Below are 17,086 nucleotides of genomic sequence, written 5' to 3' on the forward strand. Positions count from 1 at the left end.
GACGCCGGTATAGCCGACGGGCACGATCTTGTAGCCGTTCGTCTTGATCTGGTTTTCCAGATACGGCAGGTGCTGGAAGGCGTTGGCGTCGATTTCGCCGCGCTCCAGCGCTTCGTTCGGCTGGGTGTAGTCGTTGAAGACGACGGTCTCGATGGTCAGGCCCTTCTTGGCGGCCTCGGCGGTGACGACGCGCCAGACATCCTCATCCTCGCCGGAGATGATGCCGACCTTCAGGTCCTTCTTGTCTTCTGCAACGGCGGGGCCGGAAACGGAGAGGACCGAGACAGACACGGCGGCAGCAGCGAGTGCGGCGAGCGCGACGCGGCGGGAGAGACGGTTTTTAATGATATTCAACATGATGGCCTGCTTTCGCGATTGGGAGGATCGACGCTCGAAACCGACCCGGTTTCTGTGGAGCAAAATCGCAAATGTCGCTTTCGTGAACAACGAATGGCGATTTATCAGGCAGGGCGAACGGGAACTTTCGCTCTCCGGAATGGCCGGAGAACGAGAAAATAATTTCTACTGATTTTATGAAGTACTCAAAACGAAGAGAGCGGCCCTTTGGCCGCTCCCTGTTTCAGATCAGAAACTCGCCTTGAGTTGCAGGCCGGCATTCCAGCGCGGCTTGCGTTCTTCGGCGACCGTCAGGCTGGCGCGGGTATCGACCGCCCAGTTCTCGTGGAACTTCCAGCCGACGCGAGCGCCCACCGAGCCGAAGCGGCGCGCTTCCCAGCCGCCCGTCGCCTGGCCCACCCAGTCGACGTTCGCCTTGACGGCGTCGCTATTGCCGAAGGTCTGGCCGGCGGTGGCGAAGAGCGAGTAGTCGACCGTCGGATTGAGCGCATGCGTCCACATGACGGTGACGTCGGCGGTGTCGGCCACGGTGTTCTTGCCGGAAAGGGCGGCGGCAAACAGATTGTCGGCGTCGGGCGTTTCCGCATAGGAGGCGACATCGAGCGCCGAGCGGGACAGTCGGAGGGCTGCGGTGAACTCGTTCTGCGTATCCGGCGCATAGGCGATGCCGACGCGTACATGACCGCCGATCAGCGAACCGGAGGCCTCGTTCGTGCGGGAAACGAGCTTGCCGGCATTGATATAGTCGCGCGTATATTTCGCCTCGACATCCGGCGAACCCCAGATGCCGATTTCGCCGAAGGCCTTCCAGCCGTCGTCGAGCGGCACGGCATAACGCGCGGAGGCGGCAGCGATCAGCATATTGTCGGCATCGGTGCCGGTATGACGCGCATCGTAGCCGGCCAGGCCGCCCATCAGGGTGATCTCGTCCGTCGCGTTCCAGCGCGCATTGAAGCCCACCATGCCCTCGGTGCCGGCAAAGGCGGAGATATAGTCGTCGCCGGCAAAGGGATCGGTCAGGCCGAGAATGCGGCCGGCCACGGTATCGACGCCGGCCAGAAGCGAGCGGCGCTGCTCGGCAAGGCCATCAAGCGAACCCTTGACGGATTCGCGGGTGGTGAAGCCGATGCGGGAGACGTCGAGCGTATCCAGGAAGATCTGCGCGGCGTCGAGATCACCGTCCTGTCCTTCCGCCGTCAGCAGGATCGAGAGGTCGAGCGTCTCAGAATCGACGGTGCCCATGCGCCGGTTGATTTCGTAATCCTCGGAAACCTCGCCATCGGGATTGTAGAGGCGAACGCGATCGCCCTTCTTGCCGCCGTCGAGCGTCACCGTCTGGTCGCCGGTCTTCGTGACGAAGCCGCGATAATCGACGGAGAAGACCGAGTATCCCTTGGCCTGCGTGACCGGCGCGGAGAGCGAGCAGGTCGTGCGACCCGGACCCTGCGTGCGGTCGCTGATGGCGAAGAGGGAATCGAAAAGGAAGCTGGTTGAATTCCTGTCCGGCGACAGGGTCGTGGAAAAGGTGCCCGGCGCACAGCCGTTGGCAGCCTGGGCGGAACCCGCCGCGAGCACGAGGCCCGTCAGGATCAGGGCACGATTGGCATGTTTCAGAACCGTCAAAACTTCACCCGGTCTTAGTGATTTACAAGGGAGCGGCCCGCGGGCCGCCCCGATTTGCGCAGTCCGTTCTTAACGGCTTAGCGGCACTTGCGCCACTGCAGCTGGTAGATGATCGCAGCTTTGACGTCCTGCGTATCGACCGTTGCCATGGCTTCCTGGTTGCGCGTCGTCGAGACGCGGATCGAGGAGTTGGTGCGCAGGTTGACGTCCTGGCCGCAGGGCGACCAGACGAGGGCGTCGGCGACCAGCTTGTTGGTGATCAGATAGTCGGCTTCCTTCGGACCGGTGAAGGTCTTGGCAAAGGACGGGCCACGCGAGCCGGCGAAGAAATATTCCACGCTGAACTGCGAACGGGCGCCGCGCGGCAGCTGGTTGAAGCCGCGATAGTCGATGGCCAGAACCGAGACGCTGCGGCCCTGCGGCACGTGAACCGGGATCGCGACGTTGCAGGTCTTGCGGTCCAGCGACTTGCCGGTGTCACCGCCGGCCTGGACGATATATTCGTCGAACAGCAGGCTGAGCGACTTGGAATCGGGGCTGAGCGTCGCCGAGACGCTGTTGGACGGGCAGCCGCTGCCGCCGTAGCCCGGCACGCCGAGCGAAATGTCATCTGCATGGGCAACGGCTGCAAAGCCGAGAACGCCGATCATAGCACCAATAATCTTCATGATTCTTCCTCTCGCAAGCCACAGCGGCTTCTGCGTTGCATATTCGGACATGCACCCTGAACCGTGCCTGAGCGGATCATTCAGGGCGAGTTCACCCAAAGGGATATAAACGGATGGTAAAGATTATATTAAGCATTTGACGGATCGGGTTGTTCGCTGCGCGGACGCAACAACCAATGCGCGCTTTCCTGCATCTTTTTTCGGCAGAAGCGGGTTTTTTCCGCATCGAAAAAGCGATGCGCCACGATATCCGCGGGCCTGTCCACAATCACGCACAGGCGTGCACAATTATGAACAAAATCCATTATTTAGCCTGTCGCTTTCCTTCCATAAACCCTTGCCGAATCCCCTGTTTTCCGGGAAAAAGCGTGATCGGCCGCGCCGATTGCCTGCGACGAATTCATGGGAGAAGGCCGACGTGTCGACGCTGCGGGGCAAACTGAAAAAATCCTCGGTCAGCGCCTTGCGCGTCGCCGAACTTGCCGGTGTGTCCCGCTCGGCGGTGTCGCGCACCTTCACCGACGGCGCCAGCGTGTCGCCGGCGACACGCGTCAAGGTGCTCGCGGCGGCGGAAAAGCTCGGCTATCACGTCAACCATCTCGCGCGCGGGCTCATCCACCATCGTTCCGGCATCGTCTGCCTGATCGTCGCGGAACTGGAATCACCCTTCCAGGCGAATGTCGTGGAGACAGTTACGCGCAAGCTGCAGGCAATCGGCAAGGTCGTGATGGTGCTGAACACAGCCGGCCAACACGACAATGTCGCGGCGGCGCTGCGCCAGACCCTGAACTATCGCGCCGACGCCACTGTGGTCGTCTCCGGCATGCCGCCGGTATCGCTCATCGAGACCTGCATCGAAAACGGCCAGCGCGTCCTCCTCATCAACCGCGACGACCTGGTCGAGGGGCCCGAATGCGTGCTGGTGGAAAACGAGGCGGCGGCGCGCGAGGCCTGCCTGATGCTGCACCGCGCCGGCTGCCGGCAGCTTGCCCTGGTCACCTCGACCGCGGCCACGCCAAGCATTCTGGCACGCGAGTGCTCTTTCCTGGCGGCAGCGGCCGAGCTCGGCACCGGCGTCAGGATCGGCCGCGCCGGTCCGACAGGCTATGCCACGGGTGCGGAGGGTGCGCGGCAACTGCTCGGCGCCTCCACCCGGCCGGACGGCGTGTTCTGCGCCACGGACCTTCTCGCCCTCGGCTTCATGGACGTCGCGCGTCAGGAGTTCCGGCTTGGTATTCCCGAGGATCTCTGCGTCATCGGCTTCGACGACATTCCGCAGGCGGGCTGGCTCGGCTACAACCTCACCACCTTCCGCCAGCCGGTGGACGAGATCGCCGATCATATCGTCGGCATTATCGAGCGGGACGATCCGGAGCCGACCTCGATCAAGCGCTTGCCGGCACAGGTCGCCTGGCGCAAGACTGTGCGCCCCTAGACTTTTGTTTTGCCGCATTATCCGACGCCGAAGCGACTTCGCTTCGGCTGGAAATGCTCTAGACGTAATGACCAGCTGCGACGCCTTGGCGCTTTTCCGCGCCGCGCGACTTGCGCTAAAAGTGGCATTTCCGCGCCGGGGCTCAATCGCTCACTCGCCGATATGGCCCGCAACCGCGCGCGGCCCGATGCCGTCGCGGCCTGATGGAAGGACTGGACCATGCCTGAGGTGCGCCCATGAAAGGCCGGCCCGCGCCCGAACGCAGCATCGTCATCGATGGCAAGCTGCTGCCCGAGGTGCTCGACGAGGCGATGATCCACGCCGTCGTGCACGGTTTTTACGACGAGATCCGCAAGGATGCGGTGCTCGGCCCCGTTTTCAACGGCATCATCGCGGCTAAGGACTGGCCGTTGCATCTGGAAAAGATGTGCGCTTTCTGGTCTGCGACGCTGCTGCGCACTGGCCGCTACGAGGGCCGCCCGCTGCCGCCGCATCTTTCCATTCCCGAGCTCGGCGAGGCGCATTTCCAGCGCTGGCTTTCGCTGTTTCGCTTGACCGTCGAACGGCTCTGCCCGCCCGAGGTCGCCGATCTCTTCCTCAACCGGGCGCTGCGCATCGCGCACTCCTTCCGCCTCGCCATCGCGTTCCATCGCGGCGAGGATTCCATGCAGGTCCTGCCGATCTCGCGGGAGGCGTTGTCATGACAGCCCCTCTCACCCTCGCGCGGGATGAAAACGGCGAATTCCTGCTGCCGGCGGACATGCTCGCCGCGCGTTTCGGCTGGCCGATCGAAACCTTCCGCGACATGATGCGCCGGGGCCTCGTCTCCTCCCGCGTCGAGCGTGGCGAAGGTGAGGATGAGGGCCGCTGGCGGCTGTCCGTCCGCTGCGGCAACCGGCGCTGGCAGGCGATCGTCGAAGCCGACGGCAGCGTCGACGATCAGCGGCTCGACGTCCTTCCCGCCGCACCGCCGAAGAAAGCCCGATAGGCTCCCGCTACCAGGGCCGGAGACCCAAAAGCCGCTCGCCAAGCGGCGACAGCTTCGCCGTCTGCGCGTTGTGCTTTTCCCAGTCGCGCGGATCGCCGGGGAAGGCGTCGCGCTTGGGGTGGTCGAGTTCGCGCCAGAGGCGGACGCGCTCGGTGCGCTCGGGCTCGTTGTCCCATTCGGCCGGATGCATGGAGATATACTGCGCCATGCGCACGCGGGTCTGCGAATGGTTCGGCCGCACGCCATGCGCCAGCAGCGAGTTGAAGATCATCAGATCGCCCGGCTCCATGTCGATATTGACGGTGGAAAGGCCGGTCATGTCGGGATGCATGGGATCGCGGTCGGCGGGCTGGGTCTTCTCCCAGCCCTCGAAATGTTCGAAGAGGTCGGGCACGCACTGGAAGCCGCCGACATCGCCGTCCTGCTTCTTCAGGCTCAGAACGCCCTGCACGCCGATCGGCAGCGGGCGGATCGAAGTATCGACATCCCAGTGGATGAAGCCGTTGGGATTGCCCTTGACCTTCTTCGGTGGATTGAGATTGGCGCGGTCGATCGTCACCCACAGGTCCTCGCGGTCCCAGATATCGACAAAGGCGTCATAGACGCGCTGTTCCATGCGGTTGTCCCAGAGATACTGGTGATTGTAGATCTCCAGCATGCCGGTGCCGTTCAGCTCCTTCATCCTGTGCTCGCGCCGCTGCGGCGCATACCACGTGGCGGGGTCGTTCGGGTCCTTCTCGTCAAAACGCCAGAGCAGGTCGGCAAGCCGCTCCACATTGGCCGCAGGCACCGCCTGGCGGACAATCACATAGCCCTTGGTCGTCCAATGCGCCCAGTCTTCCCTCGACAAAACGCGCAGCGGCAAGGTCTTCTCGATATCCTTCAACTGCGTGGTAGCGCTGGTGGTCGGATGGCTGTCGCGCGGGGCGGTGGTGGCGGTCTGCATGGAGGTCTCCCATTCTTGATGTCCTCAGGTGTCGGGCGATGAGGAAAGAGTAGACCGGTCTGCGCCGCCATGTTGTCGGCATCAGGCCAATTCTGATACTATTCTGGCGCCTTAATCCCACAGAGTGCACGATGCGGCCCTATCTGGAACATCTCCCCTCCTCGCCCGATACTTCCTGGAGCCGGCTGGATCGACGGCTCGACGAGGCCATTCCCTTCGAATGGCACCACCATCCCGAATTCGAGCTGACCCTAACGCGCAATTCGCGCGGCCAGCGCTTCATCGGCGATCATGTCGGCAGCTATGACGACGGCGACCTTGTGCTGATCGGCCCGAACCTGCCGCATACCTGGGCCTCGCGGGAAAAAATCCGTGAGGGAGAGCCGCATGTCGCGCTTGTCTTCTGGTTCGGCCGCGAGTGGATCGAGCGGCTGACCGGCGAAGCGGTGGAGCTCCGGCCGATCCGCCGCCTCATCGACCGCGCCGCTTCCGGGCTTGCCTTCGGCCCGGCGATCGGCCTGTGTCTGGCCGCCGATTTCGAGGCGATCTATACCCGCCCGCCCGCGCAGCGCCTGTTCGGCCTGCTCGACATTCTCCTGCGCGTGGCGGAGGCCGGCGGCCAGCCGCTTTCCACCACCGCTCCCACCCAGGCCGAGGCCGGCCGCGAGCGCATCGACCGGGTGCTGCAGCATCTGCATCGCGCCTACCAGCAGCCGCTGCCCATGGACGAGCTTGCCGAGATCGCCGCGCTCAGCGTATCCGGCCTGCACCGGCTGTTTCGCCGGCACACGCAATCGACCGTTTCGAACTATCTGATCGGCCTGCGCGTCGGGGAGGCCTGCTCGCGGCTCTCCGGCACGAACCAGCCCATCCAGCATATCGCCGCCGAGGTCGGCTATGCCTCGCTTGCCAATTTCAACCGGCAATTCCGCCGCCTGCGCGGCCTGTCGCCGCGCGCCTACCGGGCGCTGTTCCGGTAAGGCGCGGTTGATTGACATCGTTTTCTTGTATGCAATAAGAAACGCAATCCAATACAATCGGGGACCAGTCCATGACGACACTTCCGCATTCCGGGCGCCTAGCCGGCCCCGTCCTGATGAGCGCGCGCTGGGTCGTCGGCCACCAGGATGGCCGCCATGTGCTCTATGACGACGGCTGCGCCGTCTTCGAAGGCGATACGGTCACCTTCGTCGGTCATGACTATCCCGGCGAGGTGGCGCACCGCATCGATTGCGGCAATGCCATCCTCTCGCCCGGCTTCATCGATCTCGACGCGCTGTCCGACCTCGACACCACGGTGCTCGCCTTCGACAACCAGCCCGGATGGCGCACCGGCCGCGTCTGGCCGAAGAGCTACATGGATCGCGGCCCCTACGAGATGTACACGCCGGAGGAGCTGGCCTTCCAGAAGCGCTACGCCTTCGCCCAGCTTATCCGTAACGGTGTGACGACGGCGCTGCCGATCGCCTCGCTGTTCTACCGCGAATGGGCGGAGACTGACGGCGAATTCTCCGCCGCCGCCCATGCCGCGCACGATCTCGGCCTGCGCGTCTATCTCGGCCCGGCCTATCGCGCCGGCAACAGCTTCGTCGATGACGACGGCAAGATCGATTTCTATTTCGACGAGGAGCGCGGCCTGGTCAATCTCGCCGGTGCCGTCGCCTTTGCCGAACGCATCGAAGCGATGGCCTCGCCGCTGGTGCGCGCGATGCTGGCGCCCGACCGCATCGAGACCGGCACCGCCGAATTCCTGCGCCGCACCGCCGCCGCCGGCAACGATCTCGACATTCCGGTGCGCCTGCATTGCTGCCAGTCGGACCTCGAATTCGACCGCATCGTCGATGTGCATGACGCGACACCGCTCGAATGGCTCGACAGCCTCGGCGTACTCTCGCAGCGCATGCTGCTGCCGCATGGCGAACTCGTCGCCGGCACGCGCAATGTGACGCGAGCGGGGCGCGACCTCGATATCCTCGCCAAGGCCGGCGCCACGCTGGTGCATTGCCCTATCGTCTCGGCCCGCCACGGCGGCTTCATGGACAGTTTCAGCAAGTTCCGTGCGCTGGGCGTGCGCATCGGGCTCGGCACCGACACCTGGCCGCCGGATTTCATCCTGAACATGCAGGTCGGCATCATGGTGTCGCGCGTCATCGATGCCTCCATCGAAAGCGTGCGCTCGGAGCACTATTTCGACGCCGCCACGCTCGGCGGCGCTGATGCGCTGCGCCGTCCCGATCTCGGCCGTCTCCAGCTGGGCGCGAAAGCCGACATGATCGTCATCGACATGGGCCATGACCGTATCGGCCATGTCATCGATCCGATCCAGACCCTGATGATGAGCTCCTCCGGACGCGATGTGCGCACCGTCGTCATCGACGGCCGCTTCGTCATGGTCGATGGCGTCATTCCCGGCTTCGATGCCTCCGAAGAACAGGCGCGCGCGCAGCGCCAGTTCGACGGCCTGCTGACCCGCTACCCCGACCGCACCTACGGCCACCCGCCGCTCGAACAGATTTTTACGTCGAGCTATCCCCGCGTCGGCCGCAAGGTGTGACCTACGGCATCGTCAAGGTTCCCGTGTCGAGGAATGTCTCGATGGCGTTGCACCAGGGGGCGATGTCGATGTTGTTCTGGGCGAGCCAGTCGGCATTGAAATAGGTGCCGGCATAGCGGTCGCCGCTGTCGCAGATCAGTGTGACGAGCGAGCCTTCGCGCCCCGCCTTCATCATGCCCTCGGCAATCGAGAGAAGGCCGAAGAAGTTGGTGCCTGTCGAGGCGCCGACCCGGCGGAACAGCCGGTCGGACAGGACATGGGCGGCGGCGATGGAGGCCGCGTCCGGCACCTTGATCATATGGTCGATGACCGTCGGGATGAAGGACGGCTCGACGCGCGGGCGGCCGACGCCTTCGATGCGTGACGGCGTCGTACAGGTGGCTTCGAGGTCCCGGTCCTTCCAGGCATCATAAAAGACCGAGTTCTCGACATCGGTCACGCAAAGCCGCGTCGAGAGGTTGCGATAGCGGATGTAGCGGCCGATCGTGGCCGAGGTGCCGCCCGTGCCCGCGCCCATGATGACCCAGCTCGGCACCGGATGCGCCTCACGCTCCATCTGGCCGAAAATGCTCTCGGCGATATTGTTGTTGCCACGCCAGTCGGTGGCACGCTCGGCATTGGTGAACTGGTCGAGATAGTGACCGTTCGTCTCGGCCGCGATGCGCGCGGCGGTTTCATAGACCTCCGCCGGACGATCGACGAAGGCGCAGCGTCCGCCGAAGCGCTCGATGACGTCGATCTTCGCCTTGCTGGTGCTGCGCGGCATGACGGCGATGAAGGGCAGTTCCAGCAGATTGGCGAAATAGGCCTCCGACACCGCCGTCGAGCCCGAGGAGGCCTCGACCAGCGTCGTGCCCTTGCAGATCCGCCCGTTGCAGATGCCGTAGAGAAAGAGCGAGCGGGCGAGCCGGTGCTTCAGGCTACCCGTCGGATGGGTGCTCTCGTCCTTGAGATAGATCGAGATGCCCTTGAGGCCCTTGAACACCGGATTGACGAGATGCGTATCGGCCGAGCGGCGCGCGTCTCCCTCCAGAATGCCGATGGCATGGCGCGCCCAGGCGCGGTCTGCGCAATCGAGGAAAGGCGCCGGTTCGGCGGCGGTAGGGGCCGGTGTCGTGTCCATGGTGATCTCCTCCCAGAGGACGGGATCGTGCGGTATTTTCCATGAGGGATCAACAGGTTCCTGCGGAAACCTTGAAGGTGTTGAGCGCGGGAACAACAGGGTTCGTGCGAAGCGGATGGCCCGCGCGGCGTCAATCCCCGAGCAGCTGCCGGTCGTCGCCATCCCGGCGGCTGACCAGCTCCTGCTTGATGCCGCGCAGCGTCTTCAGCGCCCTGTTGCGATCGGCATAGGCGACGAGATTGGCCAGCATGTCGATGACGGCGAGATAGGCGTAGCGCGTGGCGGTGGGGCGGAAGATGTTGCGGCCTTCGGGCAGGTCGACGGCAAGCACGACATCCGCCGCCGCCGCCACGGGCGAGCCGCTCTGGGTAATGACGATGCTGGGCACGCCGCGCTCGCGCAGAAGATCGAGGCAATGCACGAGCGTCCTGTCGCGCCCGGTGAAGGACGAGCCGAACACCACCGTGCCCGGCTGGGCGGCGGTGGAAAGCATCGCATTCATATTGTGATCGTTCGAGGCATTGATCCGGCATCCCAGGCGGAAAAGCCGGTTGTGCAGCTCGTTGACAATCATCGCGGAATTGCCGCTTGCACCGAAGGCCTGGATGAAATCGGCACCGCGCAGCAGGCGGGCGGCGGCCTCAAGAGCCGTGATATCCAACTGGCGCTGCAGCTGGAACAGCGCGTTCTGCGCCTTGGCGACGATATCGGCCGCCACCTCGCCCGGCGTTTCGGTCGGCACATCCGGCCTGACGTAGCGCAGCCCGACATAGGCGAGCCGGGCGAGCTGGACCTTGAAATCCGGATAACCCTTGCAGCCGAGCCTTCGGCAGAAGCGGGTGATGGTGGGCGGCGAGACGCCGGCCCGCGCGGCCATGTTACCGATCGAGGCATTGACCACGAAATCCACGTCATCAAGCGCAAGCTGTGCCAACCGTTTATCGAGGCCCGACAGCTTTCCATCCTCGTCCGACAGCGCGTGAAAAAGGTCCATCGTTTCCCTCTCCCGCGGGCACATCATGAAAATGAATTTCTTGATGCGGGGAGGAATATCACGGATGGCAAGCGTATCAAGCCCGCTCAAGCACTACTACCGCCGAGGAGAAATGCATGAAACGGCCGGATTTTACGTCATTTCCCAAAGAAATTTTGGACGAAATGCGCGCGTGACATGCCATGTCGGTCAACACGCGAGAAAATCGCATCTCTTTTTATGCGATTATTTTCACAGTCCTGGCTTAGACGGCTCTCGAATAGGCCTGCCGGATCAGGTGCAAGACTCTGATAGAAAACTGGATTCTTCTCTCACTTAGATCACGGGCCTTTTCCGGCAGCGTGAAAATCCAATTCCCCTTGGAGGGCTCCATAAACGCACAAACTCGCGCCATGCTACAATAACTAACCAATTGACTTTTATGGATTTTCCAAAAAGCTAGAAAATGAATTTCACAACCACTACAGCCTCTGAGCCAAAATCTTCGGGAGCCTTTCAATATGCGTATCTTCACGGCGTCGCTTGCGACGGAAACCAACACCTTCTCGCCCGTGCCGACGGATATGAATTCGTTCAAGGCCGCCTTCTATGCAGGGCCGGGTGAGCATCCGGAGACGCCGACGCTCTGCTCTTCCGTCGTGCCGATCCTGCGCCGGCGCGGCCGGGCGGAGGGTTTTACGGTGATCGAGGGAACGTCGTGCTGGGCCGAGCCCGCCGGCCTGATCCAGCGCCGGACCTACGAGACGCTGCGCGACCAGATCCTCGGCGAGCTCACCGCCGCGCTGCCGGTCGATGCCGTCGTGCTCGGCCTGCATGGCGCGATGGTGGCGCAGGGCTATGACGATCCCGAGGGCGATTTCCTGGAGCGCATCCGGACGCTCGTGGGGCCGAAGGTGCTGATCGCGGTCGAGTTCGATCCGCACAGCCATCTCACCGCCAGGCGCGTCGCCAATCTCGACCTGATGGCGGCCTTCCTCGAATTTCCGCATACGGATTTCGAGGAGCGTGGTGAGCATGTGGTGGAACTGGCGCTGCGCACGCTGAAGGGCGAAATCCGCCCCGTCGTCTCCACCTTCGACTGCCGCATGATCACCCTCTATCCGACGAGCCGCGAGCCGATGCGCTCCTTCGTCGACCGGCTGAAGGCGATGGAGGGCAAGGACGGCATTCTCTCTATCTCCGTCATCCACGGTTTCATGGCCGGCGATGTGCCGGATATGGGCACCCGCATCGTCGTCGTGACCGATGGCGACAAGGCGAAGGGCGATGCCTTGGCACAGGCGCTCGGCCGCGAACTTTACGGCCTGCGCAAGACGACCGCGATGCCGATGCTCGACACCGAAGCCGGCCTTGACAAGGCGCTGGCGATCCGCGCGGCGCATCCGCAAAGGCCGGTCGTCATCGCCGATGTCTGGGACAATCCGGGTGGCGGCGTCGCGGGGGACGCGACCTTTATCCTGCGGCGCATGATCGAGCGCGGCTTCGAGCATGTCGCCGTCGCGACGATCTGGGATCCGATTGCCGTCTCCTTCTGCCACGCGGCCGGCGAAGGCGCGGAACTGGCGCTGCGCTTCGGCGGCAAGTCCGGTCCCGAAGGCGGCGAGCCGCTGGACCTGCCCGTCACCGTGGAGCATGTTTTCGACGCCGGCTGGCAAAGTTTTCGCAACAGCCGCGTGACGCTCGGCAGCACGGCCGTGGTGCGCCCCGTCGGCACGACGATCGATATCGTGCTGATCACCAGCCGTACCCAAACCTACGAGCCGGATATCTTCTTCAACCAGGGTGTGGATTTCTCGAAAAAGGCTTTCCTGCTGGTGAAATCGACGAACCATTTCCACGCCGGGTTCCAGCCCGTAGCGTCCGAGATCGTCTATATCGCCGCCCCGACGTCCTACCCGACCGACCCGGCGACCACGGCTTATCGCAAGGCAAGCGCCGGCCTCTGGCCGCGCGTCGCCGACCCGCTGGGCCTGGACGACCCGACGCGCTGATTGTTAGGTCGCGGCTCGCCGAGCGACCGAGCGGCTGCGCTTGTCGATCGCCCGTTGCAGCGCCTGAGTGATCTCCTCGTCACGGAACGGCTTGGCGATCACCGCAAGCGCGCCGTCGAAACCGTAGGGCAGTGAGCCGGGATCGCCGGTGACGAAGATGACGTCTATGCCGAAACGGTCGATCAGCCGGCGGGCGAGCAGATGGCCGCTGTTGCCGTCGGACAGGCCGAGATCGACAAGCGCGATGTCGGCGCGCGGCGCATAGGCGAGCGCCTGCTCGACGGTCGAAAACGGGCCGAGTGTTTCATGGCCGTTTTCATGCACCACGCTTTCCAGGAGGCTGGCGATGAGGAATTCGTCCTCGACGATCATGACGCGCATGGCTTCTCCTTGCTTCACGCCGATTTCGCGTCGTGCTCGGGTTTGCCCTTGCGCTTGGTCGCGGCCATTTCCTTCAGCTCTTTCTCCGACATGGATTTCTCCATACTCTTGGAGGCACCTTTCAGTTCACTTTTCTTGGTCTCGCCGCGTTTTGCCGAGAGCGCGGCGCCGGCAGCCTTCTGCTGCGCTTTGGATTTTGCTGGCATGGGACGATCTCCTGCTGACGATATTCCCTTCAAACCATCGAGTCCGCCCAATGTTCCCGCAGCCTCAGACGCCCGCGGCGGCAAGTGCCGCTGCGATCTCCCTGGCGTCATAAGGCTTCTGCAGCAGGACGGCGGGGCGGCCGGCGGCAAGAACCGGCAGGTCGCTGTGGCCCGTGGCGAAGACCACGCCGATGTCAGGTCGCACCTCGCGGGCACGGATCGCCAGGTCCGTGCCCGACATGCCCGGCAGACCGACGTCGGTCAGGAGCACGTCAAAGGCGCGGCTCTTAAGAACCAGCAAAGCCTCCTCCGCCGTCGTCGCCTCGACCACCTCATGGCCGAGATCCTGAACCAGATCGGCGGCATTGAGGCGGATCAGGAAATCGTCCTCGACCAGAAGAATGCTAAGCCGCCGCGGCTTGTCGGGTACTGTTTCCGGTTCGGGCACGTTTTCCGGTTGGAGCGACAGCGGCATTTCCGCCGCGGACGCAGCCGGCTTGCGGCCGGCGAGCGTGGCGCGCAGTTTCCGGGCCAGCGCCTCGCGCGTATAGGGTTTCGGCAGAAGCTCGACGCCGGCATCGAGCCGCCCCTCATGCACGATGGAATTTTCCGTGTATCCCGAGGTGAAAAGCACCGCGAGGCCGGGCAGGCGCTCGCGCGCCTTGCGGGCGAGATCGGGGCTGCGCAGCGGGCCGGGCATCACGACATCGGTGAAGAGAAGGTCGATGCTCACACCGCTTTCGATGACCGTAAGCGCACTGGCCGCATCGCGCGCCTTCAGCACGGAATAGCCGAGATCGCCGAGCATTTCGACGACGGTGGCGCGTACCTCGTCGTCGTCTTCCGCGACGAGCACCGTTTCCGTGCCGCCGATGATCGGGCCGAAATCCACCTCGGCGAGGCGGTCCTCCTCTTCCAGCGAGCGCGGCAGATAGATGCGCACGGTCGTGCCCTCGCCCGGCTCGCTGTAAATCTTGATATGACCGCCGGACTGCTTGACGAAACCGTAGACCATGGAGAGGCCGAGGCCGCTGCCCTTGCCCGCCGGCTTTGTCGAGAAGAACGGCTCGAAGGCCCGCTCCATGACGTCGGCGGCCATGCCCTCGCCGGTATCCGTTACGGCGACGAGCACATATTGGCCGGGCTTGATGTCGCCATGCTGCCTTGCATAGACCTCGTCGATATAGGCATTGCCGACCTCGACGGTCAGCTTGCCGACGCCCTTCATGGCATCGCGGGCGTTGATCGCCAGATTGAGCACGGCATTTTCGATCTGCAGCGGATCGACGAAAGTGTTCCACAGGCCGCCGGAGCGGATCGTCTCGATTTCGATCGCCTCGCCGATCGTGCGGCGCAGGAGATCCTCCAGCCCGGCGATGAAGCGACCGATATTGATGACTTTCGGCTCCAGCGCCTGCCGGCGTCCGAAGGCGAGCAGCTGGCTGGCGAGCTTGGAACCGCGGCTGACGCCGGCAATGGCATTGGCGACGCGCTGCTCGGCGCGCGCATTGCCGGCAATGTCCTTGCCGAGCAGCTGGAGATTACCCGAGATGACCTGAAGCAGGTTGTTGAAATCGTGCGCAACACCGCCGGTCAGCTGGCCGATGGATTCCATCTTCTGTGCCTGGCGCAGCAATTCCTCGGCTTCCGCCAGAGCACGCGCCTGCTCGCGCTCGCCGGTCACGTCGCGGCCATAGGCGAAGGTCAGGCCCTCCTCGGCGAAGATGCGCCAGGAAATCCACCGCACGGAGCCGTCGACATGCCGAAAGCGCACCTCCCGCTCGGCCGTGCCGAACCGTCGGTCGCCGGCCAGAAATTCTGCCGCATCCTCCTGCCGGACGAATGTCGCCAGGCGTCTGCCGACGCTTTCGCGCGCGGGAAAGCCCAGCACTTCGGACCAGGCGGGATTGACGGAGCGGATCGTGCCGTCCTCGCCGGTCACGACAAGCAGGTCGCGCGCATTGCGCCAGAGGCGGTTGACCTCCGCGGTGCGTTCACCGACCTGCCGCTCCAGCGAATTGGCGAGCTGCTCGAGCTTCTGTTCCGCCCTGCGCCGCTCCACGGCGCTGCGGGTGCGGGCCGCGACGTCGCGCACGAAATCCAGTTCGCTCGGCGACCATTCGCGCACGTCCTCGTGGTTGAGGTAAAGCAGCGCGACGAGGCCGGAAGCTTCCGTCACCGGCATGTTGATGAAGGCGCGCGCCTTGATCGCCTTCAGCGCTTCGGCCGTCGCCCTGGTGCGGGGATCCTGTTCCGCATCCGCCACGACGACAGTCTCGCCGCGCTTGAGGTCATCGATATAGGTGCCGTATTCGCGGAAGTTCAGCACGCCGGCAATCGTCTTCACGCCGGGCGCGTTCCAGTCGCGCTCGATGGTGATCGTCTCGGCGACGAGGTCGATCGTGCCATAGCCGGCGCGGCTGACATTGTGCACCTTGGCGAGCATTTCGGCTGCAGCAAAGGCGATGTCGGCCGGGTCGGTAAGCTGATTGAAGCGGTCCGTCAGTTCGATCAGCGCATTGCGCCTGACCTCCTCGGCCCGCACCTCGGTCACATCGACATTGACACCGATCATGCCGAGAAATTCGCCGCCCGCCCCGAAACGCGGCTGCGCATCGGTGCGCAACAGGCGATAGCAACCGAGCTTGCGGCGATAACGGGCCTCAACGACGAACGGCACCTGCCGGTGCATCGCATCGACGAACACCTGCGCCAGCGCCTGCCGGTCATCGGGATGCACCGTGGCGTTCCAGTCGAAACCCGCGATCTCCTCCGGCTCGACACCCCAGAAGGCGCGCTTGGCCGCATTGAGATAGACGCACTTGCCATTTTCGTCGCCCATCCAGAGCATGACCGGCGCGCTTTCCGCGGCAAGGCGGAACCGGGCCTCGCTCTCGCGCAACGCATCCTCGGCCGCCTTCTGTTCGGTCACATCGTGGCCCTGCACGAAGACGCCGGTCGGTCTGCCGTTTTCGTCGAAGACCGGCTGGTAGATGAAATCCAGAAACCGCTCATCCGGCGCCATGTCGGCGCGGCGCTTCAGCAACACGCGCTCGCCTTTGCCCACATAGGGGCGGCGCGTGGCGAGAACACGGTCGAGAATATCGACGAAGCCCTGTTCCACCACCTCCGGCAGCGCCTCGCGCAGAGGCTTTCCGATGATATCCCTGTTATCGACGAGCTGGCGATAGGCGTTGTTGGCAATGCCGAAAACATGGTCCGGGCCGACAAGCGTCGAGACGAAACCGGGCGCCTGCTCGAACATCATCCGCAGCCGCTCGCCTTCCGATTTCAGCCGCTCTTCCGCCTTCACCTTGCCGGTCGTCTCGACCACGATGGCAATGACGCCGGCCGGGCGGCCGTCCTCGCCGAGCACGGGGGAGTAATCGAGGTTCATCCAGACCTGCTCGGGCTCGCCGCGATGGCGAAGCAGCGTCAGCTCCTGGTCCTTGTAGGCGAGCGTTCCGCCGGCGAGGCCGACCTTCATGACATTGTCGTTGAAATCGGCGACCTCGGGCCAGCCTTCGCGGACCTTGCTGCCCAGAAGCTCCGGATGGCGGCCGCCTGCGAAGATGGAATAGGCGTCATTGTAGATCATGATGCCGTCCTCGCCCCACAGGAGGACGATCGGCACCGGAGAGCGCAGCATCAGACTGACCGTCGTCTTGAGGCTCTGCGGCCAGCCGTCGATCGGGCCTATTGGGGTGCGGGTCCAGTCGAAGGCGGAAATCAAACGGGCGGCATCGCCGCCGCCGCTGAGGAACGGATAACGGCTATTAACCGCCTCCTCCAGCCCGTCTTCCACCCGCATTCATACCCC

At 64.0% G+C, this 17,086-nt stretch carries 16 protein-coding genes; 6 read left to right on the top strand and 10 right to left on the bottom strand.

Annotation, left to right across the window (positions count from 1 at the left end; genetic code table 11):
• The 4 genes from ACOZKU_RS06465 to ACOZKU_RS06480 form a co-directional block, all read right to left on the bottom strand.
• A partial coding sequence (locus ACOZKU_RS06465; RefSeq protein ID WP_421578152.1) for a MetQ/NlpA family ABC transporter substrate-binding protein occupies positions 1-357 on the bottom strand: 357 nt, incomplete at its 3' end.
• A gap of 228 nt (positions 358-585) precedes the next feature.
• A complete protein-coding gene (locus tag ACOZKU_RS06470; RefSeq protein ID WP_421578153.1) occupies positions 586-1,980 on the bottom strand; it encodes a DUF4360 domain-containing protein in 1,395 nt (464 codons plus the stop codon).
• Between the two features lie 77 nt (positions 1,981-2,057).
• Positions 2,058-2,648, bottom strand: a complete 591-nt coding sequence (locus ACOZKU_RS06475; RefSeq protein ID WP_313531953.1) for a DUF4360 domain-containing protein — start codon at positions 2,646-2,648, stop codon at positions 2,058-2,060.
• A gap of 128 nt (positions 2,649-2,776) precedes the next feature.
• A complete protein-coding gene (locus tag ACOZKU_RS06480; protein WP_421578154.1) occupies positions 2,777-2,953 on the bottom strand; it encodes a hypothetical protein in 177 nt (58 codons plus the stop codon).
• A 113-nt stretch (positions 2,954-3,066) separates the two neighbouring features.
• On the opposite strand from ACOZKU_RS06480, the gene ACOZKU_RS06485 reads away from it, so the two are divergent.
• The 3 genes from ACOZKU_RS06485 (at position 3,067) to ACOZKU_RS06495 (ending at position 5,071) form a co-directional block, all read left to right on the top strand.
• Positions 3,067-4,083, top strand: a complete 1,017-nt coding sequence (locus tag ACOZKU_RS06485; RefSeq protein WP_421578155.1) for a substrate-binding domain-containing protein — start codon at positions 3,067-3,069, stop codon at positions 4,081-4,083.
• 236 nt (positions 4,084-4,319) lie between these two features.
• Positions 4,320-4,787: a group III truncated hemoglobin gene (locus ACOZKU_RS06490; protein WP_421578156.1), complete on the top strand. Its 468-nt coding sequence runs from the start codon at positions 4,320-4,322 to the stop codon at positions 4,785-4,787.
• Positions 4,784-5,071, top strand: coding sequence for a DUF6522 family protein (locus ACOZKU_RS06495; protein ID WP_314093337.1), 288 nt, complete (start codon positions 4,784-4,786; stop codon positions 5,069-5,071). The genes ACOZKU_RS06490 and ACOZKU_RS06495 overlap by 4 nt, the downstream gene beginning before the upstream one ends.
• Positions 5,072-5,078: 7 nt before the next feature.
• Here ACOZKU_RS06495 and ACOZKU_RS06500 read toward each other — a convergent pair whose 3' ends face one another.
• The gene (locus ACOZKU_RS06500) at positions 5,079-6,017 is read right to left on the bottom strand and encodes a phytanoyl-CoA dioxygenase family protein (protein ID WP_421578157.1); all 939 of its coding nucleotides are present in this window, start codon (positions 6,015-6,017) and stop codon (positions 5,079-5,081) included.
• A 131-nt stretch (positions 6,018-6,148) separates the two neighbouring features.
• On the opposite strand from ACOZKU_RS06500, the gene ACOZKU_RS06505 reads away from it, so the two are divergent.
• Together ACOZKU_RS06505 and ACOZKU_RS06510 are read left to right on the top strand one after the other, a co-directional pair.
• Positions 6,149-6,997, top strand: coding sequence for a helix-turn-helix domain-containing protein (locus ACOZKU_RS06505; RefSeq protein ID WP_421578158.1), 849 nt, complete (start codon positions 6,149-6,151; stop codon positions 6,995-6,997).
• Positions 6,998-7,068: 71 nt separating this feature from the next.
• Positions 7,069-8,571, top strand: a complete 1,503-nt coding sequence (locus ACOZKU_RS06510; protein ID WP_421578159.1) for an amidohydrolase family protein — start codon at positions 7,069-7,071, stop codon at positions 8,569-8,571.
• A 1-nt stretch (position 8,572) separates the two neighbouring features.
• On the opposite strand, the gene ACOZKU_RS06515 is transcribed toward ACOZKU_RS06510, so the two are convergent.
• Together ACOZKU_RS06515 and ACOZKU_RS06520 are read right to left on the bottom strand one after the other, a co-directional pair.
• Positions 8,573-9,694 carry a PLP-dependent cysteine synthase family protein gene (locus tag ACOZKU_RS06515; protein ID WP_421578160.1) on the bottom strand — a complete coding sequence of 374 codons (1,122 nt, stop codon included), beginning with the start codon at positions 9,692-9,694 and terminating at the stop codon, positions 8,573-8,575.
• Positions 9,695-9,824: 130 nt separating this feature from the next.
• Positions 9,825-10,688: a MurR/RpiR family transcriptional regulator gene (locus ACOZKU_RS06520; protein WP_421578161.1), complete on the bottom strand. Its 864-nt coding sequence runs from the start codon at positions 10,686-10,688 to the stop codon at positions 9,825-9,827.
• Between the two features lie 500 nt (positions 10,689-11,188).
• Between ACOZKU_RS06520 and ACOZKU_RS06525 the strand changes: the two genes are divergently transcribed.
• Positions 11,189-12,679 (top strand): M81 family metallopeptidase, encoded by a 1,491-nt coding sequence (locus ACOZKU_RS06525; protein WP_421578162.1) that lies wholly within the window; start codon positions 11,189-11,191, stop codon positions 12,677-12,679.
• A gap of 3 nt (positions 12,680-12,682) precedes the next feature.
• Here the strand turns inward: ACOZKU_RS06525 and ACOZKU_RS06530 are convergent, their stop codons facing one another.
• The 3 genes from ACOZKU_RS06530 to ACOZKU_RS06540 form a co-directional block, all read right to left on the bottom strand.
• Positions 12,683-13,060, bottom strand: coding sequence for a response regulator (locus ACOZKU_RS06530; protein ID WP_421578163.1), 378 nt, complete (start codon positions 13,058-13,060; stop codon positions 12,683-12,685).
• Positions 13,061-13,074: 14 nt separating this feature from the next.
• On the bottom strand, positions 13,075-13,266 hold the full coding sequence (locus ACOZKU_RS06535; protein WP_421578164.1) for a DUF3008 family protein: 192 nt from the start codon (positions 13,264-13,266) through the stop codon (positions 13,075-13,077).
• A 64-nt stretch (positions 13,267-13,330) separates the two neighbouring features.
• Positions 13,331-17,077 carry a PAS domain S-box protein gene (locus ACOZKU_RS06540; RefSeq protein ID WP_421578165.1) on the bottom strand — a complete coding sequence of 1,249 codons (3,747 nt, stop codon included), beginning with the start codon at positions 17,075-17,077 and terminating at the stop codon, positions 13,331-13,333.
• Positions 17,078-17,086 lie beyond the last annotated feature (9 nt).

This window comes from Shinella sp. M31 (genome assembly GCF_049199205.1).
In the GTDB taxonomy this organism is placed as follows: Bacteria; Pseudomonadota; Alphaproteobacteria; order Rhizobiales; family Rhizobiaceae; genus Shinella.